This window comes from Agrobacterium larrymoorei (assembly GCF_037722385.1).
Classification (GTDB): Bacteria; Pseudomonadota; Alphaproteobacteria; order Rhizobiales; family Rhizobiaceae; genus Agrobacterium; species Agrobacterium larrymoorei_C.
Genome location: NZ_JBBKAQ010000020.1, coordinates 355742 through 368527, shown reverse-complemented (window position 1 = coordinate 368527; position 12786 = coordinate 355742). Strand labels below are relative to the sequence as shown.

14 protein-coding genes are annotated in these 12786 nt (G+C 58.6%); 8 read left to right on the top strand and 6 right to left on the bottom strand.

Annotation, left to right across the window (positions count from 1 at the left end):
• Positions 1 to 12 precede the first annotated feature (12 nt).
• Entirely contained in the window at positions 13 to 1686 is a 1674-nt protein-coding gene (gene recN, locus WKI41_RS20750) for a DNA repair protein RecN (protein WP_340195323.1), read from the top strand.
• A gap of 45 nt (positions 1687 to 1731) precedes the next feature.
• On the opposite strand, the gene WKI41_RS20745 is transcribed toward recN, so the two are convergent.
• The 3 genes from WKI41_RS20745 to WKI41_RS20735 all read right to left on the bottom strand — a co-directional run bounded on the left by WKI41_RS20745 (position 1732) and on the right by WKI41_RS20735 (position 3605).
• Complete coding sequence (locus WKI41_RS20745; protein ID WP_340195322.1) at positions 1732 to 2499, bottom strand: EAL domain-containing protein; 768 nt, start codon at positions 2497 to 2499, stop codon at positions 1732 to 1734.
• Positions 2500 to 2610: 111 nt separating this feature from the next.
• Positions 2611 to 2973: a VOC family protein gene (locus WKI41_RS20740; RefSeq protein ID WP_340195321.1), complete on the bottom strand. Its 363-nt coding sequence runs from the start codon at positions 2971 to 2973 to the stop codon at positions 2611 to 2613.
• 17 nt (positions 2974 to 2990) lie between these two features.
• Positions 2991 to 3605, bottom strand: coding sequence for a LysE family translocator (locus tag WKI41_RS20735; protein WP_340195320.1), 615 nt, complete (start codon positions 3603 to 3605; stop codon positions 2991 to 2993).
• 133 nt (positions 3606 to 3738) lie between these two features.
• On the opposite strand from WKI41_RS20735, the gene ligA reads away from it, so the two are divergent.
• Positions 3739 to 5913, top strand: coding sequence for an NAD-dependent DNA ligase LigA (gene ligA / locus WKI41_RS20730; RefSeq protein ID WP_340195319.1), 2175 nt, complete (start codon positions 3739 to 3741; stop codon positions 5911 to 5913).
• Positions 5914 to 5962: 49 nt separating this feature from the next.
• On the top strand, positions 5963 to 6865 hold the full coding sequence (locus WKI41_RS20725; RefSeq protein ID WP_340195318.1) for an aminoglycoside phosphotransferase family protein: 903 nt from the start codon (positions 5963 to 5965) through the stop codon (positions 6863 to 6865).
• Here the strand turns inward: WKI41_RS20725 and WKI41_RS20720 are convergent.
• Both WKI41_RS20720 and WKI41_RS20715 read right to left on the bottom strand, forming a co-directional pair.
• Positions 6862 to 7392: a GNAT family N-acetyltransferase gene (locus tag WKI41_RS20720; protein WP_340195317.1), complete on the bottom strand. Its 531-nt coding sequence runs from the start codon at positions 7390 to 7392 to the stop codon at positions 6862 to 6864. The two genes, WKI41_RS20725 and WKI41_RS20720, sit on opposite strands and share 4 nt — an antisense overlap.
• 194 nt (positions 7393 to 7586) lie before the next feature.
• Positions 7587 to 8486, bottom strand: coding sequence for a DMT family transporter (locus WKI41_RS20715; protein ID WP_425341082.1), 900 nt, complete (start codon positions 8484 to 8486; stop codon positions 7587 to 7589).
• Positions 8487 to 8633: 147 nt separating this feature from the next.
• On the opposite strand from WKI41_RS20715, the gene WKI41_RS20710 reads away from it, so the two are divergent.
• Positions 8634 to 9224, top strand: coding sequence for a 3'-5' exonuclease (locus WKI41_RS20710; RefSeq protein ID WP_340195315.1), 591 nt, complete (start codon positions 8634 to 8636; stop codon positions 9222 to 9224).
• A gap of 64 nt (positions 9225 to 9288) precedes the next feature.
• Complete coding sequence (locus WKI41_RS20705; protein ID WP_340195314.1) at positions 9289 to 9777, top strand: CreA family protein; 489 nt, start codon at positions 9289 to 9291, stop codon at positions 9775 to 9777.
• Between the two features lie 225 nt (positions 9778 to 10002).
• Here WKI41_RS20705 and WKI41_RS20700 read toward each other — a convergent pair whose 3' ends face one another.
• A complete protein-coding gene (locus WKI41_RS20700; protein ID WP_062426540.1) occupies positions 10003 to 10470 on the bottom strand; it encodes a chemotaxis protein CheW in 468 nt (155 codons plus the stop codon).
• A 224-nt stretch (positions 10471 to 10694) separates the two neighbouring features.
• Between WKI41_RS20700 and WKI41_RS20695 the strand changes: the two genes are divergently transcribed.
• The 3 genes from WKI41_RS20695 (at position 10695) to WKI41_RS20685 (ending at position 12667) form a co-directional block, all read left to right on the top strand.
• On the top strand, positions 10695 to 10853 hold the full coding sequence (locus WKI41_RS20695) for a hypothetical protein (protein WP_340195313.1): 159 nt from the start codon (positions 10695 to 10697) through the stop codon (positions 10851 to 10853).
• Between the two features lie 140 nt (positions 10854 to 10993).
• Positions 10994 to 11593 carry an SCO family protein gene (locus tag WKI41_RS20690; protein WP_340195312.1) on the top strand — a complete coding sequence of 200 codons (600 nt, stop codon included), beginning with the start codon at positions 10994 to 10996 and terminating at the stop codon, positions 11591 to 11593.
• A 189-nt stretch (positions 11594 to 11782) separates the two neighbouring features.
• Complete coding sequence (locus tag WKI41_RS20685) at positions 11783 to 12667, top strand: 50S ribosomal protein L11 methyltransferase (protein ID WP_340195502.1); 885 nt, start codon at positions 11783 to 11785, stop codon at positions 12665 to 12667.
• Positions 12668 to 12786: the final 119 nt, after the last annotated feature.

Genomic DNA, 12786 nt, shown 5'->3' with positions numbered 1-12786 from the left:
AAGGCATCTTCCATGCTGGTCCAGCTTTCGATCCGCGACATCGTTCTGATCGAACGGCTCGACCTTGGGTTCGAGGCCGGTCTCTCCGTGCTGACCGGCGAAACCGGCGCCGGCAAATCCATTCTTCTCGATAGTCTCTCTCTCGCCCTTGGTGGGCGCGGCGATGGCGGTCTTGTGCGCCATGGCGAGGACAAGGGGCAGGTGACCGCGACTTTCGAAGTCGGCATGGATCATCCTGCGCGCCTGCTGCTGAGAGAAAACGGTCTAGACGATGACGGCGACCTGATTTTTCGCCGCGTGCAATCCGCTGATGGGCGCACAAAGGCCTATGTGAACGACCAGGCCGTATCGGTGCAGATGATGCGCCAGCTTGGCCAGCATCTGGTCGAAATTCACGGACAGCATGACGATCGTGCGCTGGTTGACACCAACGCGCATCGCGCGCTTCTCGATGCCTTTGCCGGTCTCAATGACGAAGTTGCTTCTGTTCAAGGTCTCTACCGCACCTGGAAGGACGCCGAGCGCGGCTTGAAGGTGCACCGCGCCAAGGTCGAGGCTGCGGCGCGTGAGGCTGATTATCTGCGGTCTTCCGTCGAGGAGCTGGAAGCGCTTTCTCCTCGCGATGGCGAGGAAGAAGAGTTGGCCGAGCGCCGCGCCGTGATGCAAAAATCCGAGCGCATTGCCGGTGATATTGCCGAGGCCAGTGAATTTTTAAATGGCAATGCGTCTCCCGTTCCGATCATCGCCTCGATGATGCGGCGCCTGGAGCGCAAAAGCCATGAGGCGCCGGGTCTTTTGGAAGACACCGTGCAACTGCTGGACGCTGCACTCGATAATCTTTCGAACGCCCAGATGGAAGTCGAAGCGGCGCTTCGCCGAACGGAATTCGATCCGCGCGAGTTGGAGCGCGTCGAAGAGCGTCTCTTCGCGCTGCGCGCGGCCGGTCGAAAATATTCGGTTGCCGTTTCTGATCTTCCAGCCCTTGCCGAGCGGATGGTGACGGATCTTGCCGATCTGGATGCGGGTGAAGAAAAGCTGGCAAAGCTTGAAGCGCAGCTTGGCGTGGTCAAGGCCGACTTCGACCGTGCGGCACTTTCGCTCTCCGACAAGCGACGCAATGCAGCGGCAGCTCTCTCTGAAGCGGTTATGGCCGAACTTCCAGCCCTGAAGCTGGAGAGGGCGCGTTTCACAGTGGAGGTGACCAGCGATCCTTCTTCTGCGACGGCAGACGGCATAGACGTGGTCGAGTTCCACGTCCAGACCAACCCAGGCACGCGGCCCGGTCCGATCATGAAGGTAGCGTCCGGCGGCGAGCTGTCGCGCTTCCTGCTGGCCCTCAAGGTGGCTCTTGCCGATCGTGGCTCCGCACCGACGCTGGTCTTCGATGAGATCGACACGGGTGTTGGTGGTGCGGTGGCAGATGCAATCGGCCAGAGGCTGAAGCGGCTGTCGAAGACGGTGCAGGTCCTGTCAGTGACGCATGCGCCGCAGGTGGCGGCACGGGCGTCCACGCATCTGCTGATCGCCAAGGGGCCGGCAGGTGACGGCACTGAGCGCATCGCCACGCGCGTGGCGACCATGAAGCCGGAACATCGCACGGAAGAGATTGCGCGCATGCTTGCCGGTGCGTCCGTGACGGACGAGGCGAGGGCCGCTGCTGCGCGGCTGTTGGCCGCGCAGGACTAAGCAACGACGACTGATATAAGTCTTCGATCCAGGTCCGCGTAAAAATTACGCGGCGGGTACCAGCAATTCGCCGATCGTGGTGGGAAGGGCCACGGACTCGAAGGCCGGTTTCGCGAGAAGATATCCCTGCATCAGGTTGACGCCGAGGTCGCGCAGGGCCGATAGTTCGTCGGCGGTTTCCACACCTTCACAAAGCGGCGTGATGTTCAGGTCCGCCAGCATGTTCAGCGTGTTGCGCACGATCACGCGTCTGACCGGATCGCGGTCGATGCCACGGATCATATCCATGTCGAGTTTCACGATATCCGGCTGGAAATGAGTGAGAAGGCCAAGGCCCGAGTAGCCTGCGCCGAAATCATCGATCGCGGTCATGAAACCGATATCCCGATATGTCCGCAGGATGTTCAGCACATGGACCGAGTCCAGCTTCTCGGTCTCGGTGAACTCGAAAATGATACGGTTCAGCGGGAAGCCGGTCTTCATCGCGGTTGCCAGCGTCAGGCGAATGCAGGCGCGCGGCTCATAGACGGCGTTCGGCATAAAGTTGATCGAAAGCTTTGTAGTGTCCGTGGGGTCGAAAAGACGCGCGGCGAGTTCAATTGCCTTGACGCGACATTGCTGATCGAAGGCGTACCGGTTGCTGTCATCCACCTGGGAAAGCACCGTCCCCGCACCCTCGCCATTCGGGCCACGCACCAGTGCTTCATTGGCAAACACCGAGCCGGTGTTGACATCGAAGATCGGCTGGAATGCCATCGAAAACGGCAGGTCGAGGCTTTTGCCGTCCCGGCAACCTTCGCATTTTGTCGACATGTTCAGCTTCTCTCCATGATCGTTGCGAGAAACCTAGCCGGGCAATCTTAAGTAATCGTGTGGACAGGGTCATAAACCTGTGTACGACAGCGTACGGTTGACGGGGGACGTTCACTCCTCTTCTTCGTGAGACAGGATATTGATCAGCCGCCCAAAAGGATCGCGCAGATAGAAACGCTTCACGCCCCATGGCTCATGGGCAGGACCGTATTCGAGCTTCACGCCTGACGCTTTCGCCCGCTGAATCACCTCTTCAAGATTATCCACCTCAACCGAGAGATCCGGGACAGGTGTTCCTGATCCACCTTGCGTGGCAATGCTGATCTGCGGCTGGGCTTCGTTTGCCGGTGCTGCAAATGTGACGATCCAGCCGTGATCCATGACGAGGTCGAGGCCGAGAATATCGCCGTAGAACGCCTTTGCGGCTTTGACGTCCGCTGCAGCAATGTTGGCAACAATCCTTTTGACGACCATGGTCATGTCACTCCCTGTCAGCGGCTGGCGGCGACAGCCACGCCGGAGCCGATCATAACGGTGCCTGCCACGCGGTTGACACGCTGCACGATGCGTTCAGACCTTAGAAGCTTGCGCGCTCTCACCGCAAGCAGAACGTGACCACCGATCACCACAACTTCGACGCACAGGATGACGCCCGCCAGCGATGCCAGATGATCCATAGTGAGCGCGGCGCCAACGATGTTGGGCAAGAGCGCGACGTAGAAGAGTGGCATTTTCGGATTGCCGAGATTGAGGACGAAGCCAGTGAGAAAGATGGAGAAAAGGCCTCGTTTTTCACTGGTTGGTTGAAGTTGCGGCACGACCGCCGGCGCCGTCCACATCTTCACGCCCATCCAGATCAGATAGGCCGCACCGCCGTAGCGCAGAACCGTCATGACGCCACTCATCTCTTGAGCAATCAGCGAGAGACCGAAGGCAGCAAGGGTGAGAAAGATCAGGATGCCAGCAACGGTGCCGATCCCATAGGCGATGCCTGAGCGCGCGCCGTGGGTGATGGTTCGGGCAACGATGGTCATGTTGTCGGGGCCTGGACTGGCTGCGAAGACGAAGAAAGCAGCGGTGAAGGCGAGCAAAGTCGTCACGTCCATAGGGTGACTCCGGAACAGAGGGATTATCCGGAAGTTCAGAGTAACCTATTCCGGCAGGATGGGAAGTGGATGCCCGTTTCGCCGCCGGCAATAATTGGCTAAAACCACAGACAGATTCCCCAATGAGGCCGCCATGTCGAACGACCAGATACCTGTCGAAAACCTGACCGAGCTTGAAGCGTCTTCCGAGCTTGCATTTCTTGCGGCAGAGATTGCCCGGCACGACGCGCTCTATCACGGCAAGGATCAGCCTGAAATTTCGGATGCGGAGTATGACGCGCTGAAGCGGCGTAACGATGCGATCGAAGCGGCTTTTCCGGCGCTGGTGCGCGCCGATAGTCCTTCCAAGAAGGTGGGTTTTACGCCGCTGCCGACGTTTGCGCCCATCGTTCACGCGCGACCGATGCTCTCGCTCGATAATACCTTTTCGGACGAGGATGTCGCCGACTTCGTGGCCTCGGTCTATCGCTTCCTTGGCCGCCTCCCGGACGATTCAATTGCTTTTACCGCCGAGCCGAAGATCGACGGACTGTCCATGTCGATCCGCTATGAGCGAGGTCGCCTGACGACGGCGGCGACGCGCGGCGATGGCACGACGGGGGAGAATGTCACAGCCAATATCCGCACCATCAAGGAAATTCCAAACGAGCTTCCCGCGGGCGTTCCGGATGTGGTGGAGGTGCGTGGCGAAGTCTATATGGCCAAGAGTGACTTTCTGGCGCTGAATGCGCAGATGGAGGCCGAGGGCAAGCAGACCTATGTCAATCCGCGTAACACGGCCTCTGGATCGCTACGCCAGCTCGATCCGAACGTCACCGCACGGCGCAAGCTGAAGTTCTTTGCCTATGCACTCGGTGAGGTCTCCAGTGGGGGGCAACAGACTCGCTTGGCCGACACGCAGCATGGTATTGTCGAGAAGTTTCGCCAGTGGGGTTTTCCCGTCAATCCGTTGATGAAGAGATTCACTTCGGCCGCACAACTGCTTGAACATTATCATGAAATCGGGATCGCGCGGCCGGACCTCGATTACGATATCGACGGCGTTGTCTACAAGGTCGATGAGCTTGATCTGCAGGAACGGCTTGGGTTCCGCTCGCGCAGCCCACGCTGGGCAACGGCACACAAATTTCCCGCAGAGCAGGCTTTCACCACTGTGGAGGCGATCGACATTCAGGTGGGACGTACAGGCGCGCTGACGCCCGTGGCGCGACTGACGCCGATCACCGTCGGCGGCGTGGTGGTGACGAATGCCACGCTGCACAACGCCGATTATATCGAGGGAATCGGCAATCACGGCGAGCGTATCCGGCCTGACGATCATGATATTCGGATCGGCGATACGGTCATCGTTCAGCGCGCAGGCGACGTCATTCCGCAGGTTCTGGATGTCGTTCTGGAACGGCGTCCCGATAATCTGAAGCCTTATGAATTTCCGAAGAAATGCCCGGTTTGTGGCAGCCATGCGGTTCGTGAGCGCAACGAAAAGACCGGCAAGCTCGACTCGGTAACACGCTGTACCGGCGGTTTTGTCTGTCGGGCACAGGCGGTGGAGCACCTAAAACACTTTGTGTCGCGCAACGCCTTCGACATCGAGGGGCTTGGCACCAAGCAGATCGAGTTCTTTTTCGAGAGTGACGACCCGGCACTGTCGATCAAGACCGCACCGGACATCTTCAGGCTGAAGGAGCGACAGGAGAAAAGTCACCTCACGAAGCTTGAGAATATTGAAGGCTTCGGCAAAGTCAGCGTGAAGAAGTTGTTCGATGCCATCGATGCTCGCCGCGAGATCGATCTGCACCGGCTGATTTTTGCGCTCGGCATTCGCCATGTGGGAGAGACAACTGCGAAGCTGCTCGCGCGCAGCTACGGCACCTATTCGCATTTCGAAGACGCGATGAAGGCTGCATCTGATCAGACCAGCGACGCGTGGAGCGACCTCAATACGATAGACGGCATCGGTGAAGTGGTGGCGCGCGCGATTGTGGAATTCTACAAGGAGCCACGCAATCTCGATGTCATCGACCGGCTGATGAAGGAGCTCCGGCCGAAAGAGGCGGAGAAGCCTTCGACGGCGGGAAGCCCTGTCGCCGGCAAGACGGTGGTCTTTACCGGCTCGCTGGAAAAATTTACGCGAGATGAAGCCAAGGCGAGGGCAGAAAGTCTCGGTGCCAAGGTGGCGGGGTCGGTGTCGAAGAAGACCGATATCGTGGTGGCAGGCCCCGGTGCGGGATCGAAGCTCGACAAGGCGCGCGAGCTTGGCGTGCAAACCATGGACGAGGATGAGTGGCTGGCGTTGATCGGCGGATAACGAGATCAACGCGTCCTGTCGGTTTGGTTGAAGGCAAGGAGGCGCCCTCATGAGCGATCGGCTGGATGTATCGACGGAGACTGTGGCGCGACTGGTTGCCGAGCAGTTTGCGCACTGGGCGGATCTTCCGGTCAGGCCGGTGCGCCACAGCGGTTGGGATAATCGCAGTTTTCGCCTTGGAGAGACGATGCTGGTGCGTCTACCGAGTGCAGCGGGTTATGTTGCGCAGGTGGAAAAAGAGCATCGCTGGCTGCCCTGTTTGGCAAAGCGGCTGCCGCTGCCAATTCCCGAACCTCTGGTTAAGGGGAAACCGTCACAGGACTATCCCTGGCCTTGGTCGATCTACCGTTGGCTTGATGGCGACCCTCTGGCGCTGCAACTACCAGAGACGAATTTGAAACTTTTGGCACAGAATGTCGCGGCGTTTCTGCAGGCGCTTCACGCCATAGACGCCAGCAAAGGGCCGCCTGCAGGCGCACACAACTTCCATCGAGGCGGCTCTTTGCTAGTCTATGATGCGGAAGCGCGAGCCGCGATCGAAAGCGTAAGCGATGAGGTGGATGCGGAGCTGGCGCGGACGATTTGGGATGTAGCGCTTGCAAGCCGTTGGCGGGGCGAGCCGGTCTGGGTCCATGGCGATATCGCCGAGGGCAATCTCCTAATGCAGGGCGGTCGGCTTTGCGCCGTCATCGACTTCGGCAGTTCGGGTGTGGGCGACCCCGCGTCCGATCTCATCCTTGCCTGGAATGTGCTGGATGCCGAAAGCCGTGCTGTATTCAGGGAGGCTCTTCCTCTCGATGTTGCCACATGGCAGCGCGGACGGGGTTGGGCGCTATGGAAGGCGATGATCGTGCTTGCGGCGGAGCGAGGCCGCGATGAGAAGCTCAGCGAATGGTCACGCAGGACCATTCGCGAGGTGATGGCAGACCATGTCGAGAATAATGGGTCTTAACGAAGCCTCGCCATCAGATGACAATCGGCGTAGGCGCCGTTGCGGAAAGCGTATTGCCGCATCGTTCCCTCCTTCTCGAACCCGAACTTCTCGTAAAGCCCGATGGCGGACGCGTTGTCGTTGAAGACGTTAAGTTCGATCCGTTTCAAGTCATGCCAGTTATCGGCTGCATCCAGCAGTGTTTTGAGGAAGAGCGTTCCGAGGCCTTTGCCGGTGAAATCGTCGTGGATGCCAAGCCCGAGTGAGGCTGCGTGTCGCCTGCGACCGCGTTGAGCGTGGAGGCCGGCATTTCCAAGCACGCGACCACGCCATTCTGCGGCGATGACGATATCGGCGGGCGTGAGGGATTCGATATATTGACGGGTCTGGGCAACACTTTGAAACGGCTGGCGCAAGGTGCCATGGCGGACGCCAGGCATGTTAAGCACCTGCGTCAAAGCTTTGGCGTCATCCGGTCGAACGCCGCGGATGATAACCTCATCAAGGGAAAAGTCGGCGGGTGAGGGCGGGTCCTGAGAGTGCGACATGCTGTTTCCTTTCAGTCGGAAGAGCAGGTGCATTCTCTTGCCCTGCTACTTCGGCAGGGCTTCGGTGGAAAGATCGCGAGACCTATCGCGACAATGCTCCATCGTCCCCCGGCGCGCCGGTGGTACCCACGATAAGCATCACTGTATTGGTCGTTGCGATCATTGCTGCAGGATGCTGTGACCGGTGGGGACTGTCAAGTCTTGAGAGACTTGCGCTGCAATAGCCGGCCATCGATGGCAACGAGACCGGCCGCGATCATCGCCATGCCGATAAGGTGCTTCAGGGCGAGCTGCTCTCCCAGGACCAGGGAGCCGAGGACGATGGCGCTGACTGGAATGAGGAAGGTAACGAGCGCAAGGTTCGTCGCACCCGCCGACGAGAGAATGCGGAAGAAGATAAGATAGGCGAGTGCGGTGGACAAAAGCGCGATGCCGAAGAGTGCCGCCCATGTTTCGCCGCTCGGCATGGCAAGCGTCCACGGCCTGTCGACCAAGAGTGCAACGGGTATGAGGATGAGGCTCGAGGCGGAAATCTGACCCGTGGCTGTCACCAGAGGCGGCACGCCCATGGCCTTGAAACGCCGTCCGAAAATGCCTGCGAAAGCGTATGATATGGCGGCCCCGAGAATGGCAAGCTGACCCCAGAGACTGGAGCGTTCACCTGTGAGTGCTGCAGGGCCGATCATGGTCGCGACGCCGACAAAACCGATGATGACGCCTGCAAGCTTGTTGGCGCTGAGCTTCTCATCCGTTGTCATTATATGGGCGACAAGCACGGTGAAGAGCGGCGTCGTGGCGTTGAGGATGGAAGCGACGCCGCTGGCAATATGCGTCTGACCCCAGACGATCAGCGAAAAGGGTATGATGTTATTCAAGAGGCCCATGATGACGAAGGCGCGCAGCACCTCCGACTTTCGCGGCAGGCTGTAGCCGAGGACACGGCATACGGTGAGAAGCGCGAGCGCGGCGATGGTGACCCGCAATGTGACGATGGTGATCGGCGGCAGTTCTTTGACCGCGATGCCGACGAAGAAAAAGGAGCCTCCCCAGAGGACGGACAAGGCAACGAGCATTGCCCACTCCGTTGCGTTCATTCGGCTGTGTACGCTCATGACCATCATCCGGTTTCGTTTGGTTGCTTCTACCTCCGTGGGTATCGCTGTCCCACCCGTTTCCTGCTTGGCGGTTCATTTTCGATCGGTTTTGTTTTATGCCGTTTACGACCAACCGGGAATCGCCTCTTGAAAACAATCGCCATCGATTTTGAAACCGCCAATGAGGAGCGTGGCAGCGCCTGTTCCGTCGGGCTGGCATGGATCGAGGATGGCGTCATCACGCGGGTCGAAGAGCGGCTGATCCGGCCCAAAGACATGCGCTTTTCGCCCTTCAACATTGCCGTGCACGGCATTCGTCCGGCCGATGTGGAGGATGCGCCTGAATTTCCGGACGTGATGGAAGAGTTTGTTGACGATCTGCGTGAGGCGACGATGATCGCGCACAATGCGGCCTTCGATTTCAGCGTGATGCGGGCGAGCTTCGACAAGTACCGCCAGAGCTACCCATCGCTGTCTTACTTCTGCAGCGTGAAGATGGCACAGCGCGTCTGGCCATCACTGCCGTCGCATAAGCTCAACATTATCGCGCACCATCTGCAGCTTCGCTTCGTCCACCACAATGCGGCGGAAGACGCTGTGGTCTGCGCTTCTGCGGCCATTGCTGCAGCGAAGTCTCTTGCCCTGCAGCATGTGAGGGATATCCCAGCAAAGATTGGAATGGTGGCGGGGCGTCTGCACGCCATGGGTTATGAGCCCTGCACGATGAGAAAACGCTGACCCCACGATCTTGTTACGCTGACGTGTCATCCTATCTCTTGTCTCAGACACGGAGGTAAAGGCGATGGCATCACAGAAACTTCGAGCGATCCTGGTTGCGGGACTGGCACTCTTTCCGCTGGGCGCATTGGCGCAGGTTGTAGGCAAGGTGGGTGTCGATTGGACCGGCAATGACATCGTGGTGGAAGCGATCGCCGATCCGGAGGTAAAGGGTGTGACCTGCCACATCACCTATTTCGAACGCGGCGTCATCGATCGGCTGAAGAACGGCAACTGGTTCGAGGACCCGTCCAACAACGCCATTTCCTGCAGCCAGACCGGGCCGGTGGAAGTGGGCGATATCGATCTGTCCAAGGGTGGCGAAGAGGTCTTCCGTCAAGGCATGTCGCTGGTGTGGAAGAAGATGGTGGTCAACCGGATTTACGACAAGGCGAACGATGCGCTGATCTATCTGGTCCACACGCGGGAGTTGACCGATGGCTCGGCCAAGATGGCGATTTCGACGGTGCCGCTCTATGGTCAGACCGTAACGTGGAAGAATGGCAAGCCATAACAGTCTATCCAATGATCGCGTTCGGTCGCCTGCAAATGGTAATTTCTGCGCTTCCGGTGCCCACGTACCGAAGTACGCTGCGTTCCGGTTCTCGAAATCACCCTTTTCGGCAGACCAACCACAATTCTTGAACAGACTGTAAGGACCGGTGCGTATAAAGGAAGTCGTCCAACGAAAAACGGCGGACCAAGGCCCGCCGCAATCTGAAATCCGAAATGCCGGACGTTATGCGGCTTCGCGCGACAATTCGTCGGCAATGACCGTGTCGAGGTTGAGGAAGCAGACCATGCTCTTTTCCAGCGCCACGATGCCGCGGCAGAAATTGCGCTGCTCTTCCGGGATGATTTCCGGGGCGGGCTGGAGGTCTTCGGAGCGGATGGTCATCATGTCGGAGACCTGTTCGACCAAGAGGCCGACCAGCTTGCCGCCGATATCGGTGACGATGATGGCGGAACGTTCGGACGGTTCGGTCATCTTCATGCCTAGGCGGCATGCCATGTCGATAACCGGGATTACCGCACCGCGAAGGTTGATCAGGCCGAGAACGTAAGGCGGTGTGTGTGGCATCGGGGTCACCGGCGCCCAACCGCGGATTTCGCGGATCGCCATGATGTCGATGCAGAATTCCTGATCGCCGAGATGGAAGGAAACGATTTCGAGGTATGCGCCGGATTGTTTGATGGCGTTCGACATGGTCGTTGCTTGTCCTGGCGGCTCTCTGGCGGGCCGTGTGCTGGGAAGGATGAATGCGGCGTCCAGTTGAAATCCGGTGACATCATGTCGTGCGCTTGCGCGGACCGCTGACGGGTAAGATGGCAAGAATCGTTTAAACTTTCACTAACACGTCCAATGACGGCCGGGCCTCCGGTTTTGTATCTCGCTTTGCTCTTGCAGTGCCACTGCGGTATACTCGCGTCATGAACGCGTTATTGTCCCATTCCGGAAAGTTGCTATTTGCGGCCATTGCCACGGCGGCGGTGCTTTACGTGTCCGTTGCCACCTTCGAGGGTTGGCTGCGGCACGGCACGGACATCTTTATTGCCTCGGTGCAGAACGGCATCGCTTGGTGCTTCTGACGGATCGCTTTCCCATCGTCACGTTGAGACAAAAGAGCGCGGGTGTGCTTTCTGGCTGTTCTTGATTTGCGCAACGTCAACGGCTTGGCTATCACACGGGTAGGGCGCTTGGCGCTGGTTATCGCATGGTGAGGAACAGCATGAAATCGATCCGTCTTGCGCTCTGGGGTGCGGTTGTTGTTCTCTTGGGCGTCATGGGGTGGTTGACGGTGGAGTTGACCAAGAGCCGTGAGCAAATGGTCGAGGAGGCCTATGGCGTCCCTTTCCAACTGGTTGCGCAGAACGGCCAGCCAATCACCGAGAAGGCGTTTCAAGGCAAGCCGACAGCGCTTTTCTTCGGCTTCACCCATTGCCCGGAAGTTTGCCCCACCACGCTGTTTGAGTTGAACGGCTGGATGGAGAAGGTCGATCCAGCAGGTGACAAGCTGCAAGCCTTTTTCGTGTCCGTCGATCCTGAGCGCGATACCCCGGAGGTGATGAACCAGTATGTCTCCAACGTCTCCAAGCGTATCACCGGCATTACCGGTGCACCGGACAAGATCGCCGAGACGCTGAAGGGCTATCGCATCTACGCCAAGAAAGTGCCGGTCGATGAGAAAGACCCGAACGGTGACTACACCATGGACCATACGGCCTCGGTGATCCTGCTTCGCCCGGACGGTTCTTTCGGCGGCACCATCGCTTACGGCGAAAATCCCGATGTCGCCGTTCTAAAGCTGCAAAATCTCGTCAAGTCCTGACGCTTCGCCCTAAAGAAACTCTTGTCGCTCCATTGGATTGCCGCGTGTTTTGTGGCAAAGGCTGACGCTTCAACCAGCTGAAGCGTGTGGCGATTGATGCGCACGTTTGAAGGCCTCGTTTCGTCGCATGTCATCATTGCAAGACCGCTGAACGGGATTGCGCAACATGCCTTAGGGAAAGCGTCTGTCGTGAGCGAAATCCGTCTCTATGTCACCACAACCGAAGTTCAGGCAGGTGACGTGCTTGATGTGATGTCGGAGGTCTTCGGCGAGGAAGATATTGCGATCGCGACCACCGAGGTCGATGAGAAGCGCGATATCTGGGAAGCATCGATCTACATGCTTTTCGAGCAGGAAGAAGAGATTACTGAGCGCTTTCAGACGCTGTTGAAATCTTCCTTTCCGCATCTTGCGATCGAGCGAGAAGTCATTCCCGATGTCGACTGGATCGCCAAGTCGCTTGAGGGCCTGAAGCCCGTGCGGGCAGGGCGCTTCCTGGTGCACGGTTCGCATGATCGCGACAAGGTTCGTCCAAACGATCTTGCCATCGAAATCGAGGCTGGTCAGGCTTTTGGTACCGGTCATCACGGCACCACGGCGGGTTGCCTGGAGATGATCGAAGAGGTGCTGCGTTCGCGCACCATTCGCAACGCACTCGATCTCGGCACGGGCAGCGGTGTTCTGGCAATCGCGACGGCAAAGATGCGCAAGGTGCCGGTGCTTGCCACCGATGTCGATCCCATCGCGACGCGGGTCGCCAAGGATAATGCGAAGCTGAACGGTATCGTCTCCGGTATTGCCTTCGAGACCGCGCCCGGCTTCCATTCGCATTCCTTCCGTCGGCATGGGCCATTCGATCTCATCATTGCCAATATTTTAGCGCGTCCACTGATCAAGATGGCACCGCAACTCGTGGCGCATCTGGCGCCCGGTGGCACCGTTATTCTGTCGGGTATTCTCAGCACCCAGCGCTGGAAGGTTCTGTCGGCCTATAATGGCATGAAGCTCAGCCACATCCGCACTATCTGGCGCAACGGCTGGGTCACGATCCATCTTCGTCGCGATGTCATCTGACGACATGAAAAAGGCGACGCTTGCGCGCCGCCTCTTCAATCGGTCCTGGCGACCGAATCCGCGAGCCTTGGGAGGAGAGGCTCGAGCGGATAAACGTATTCCTTGTTCAGGGAGCGGGG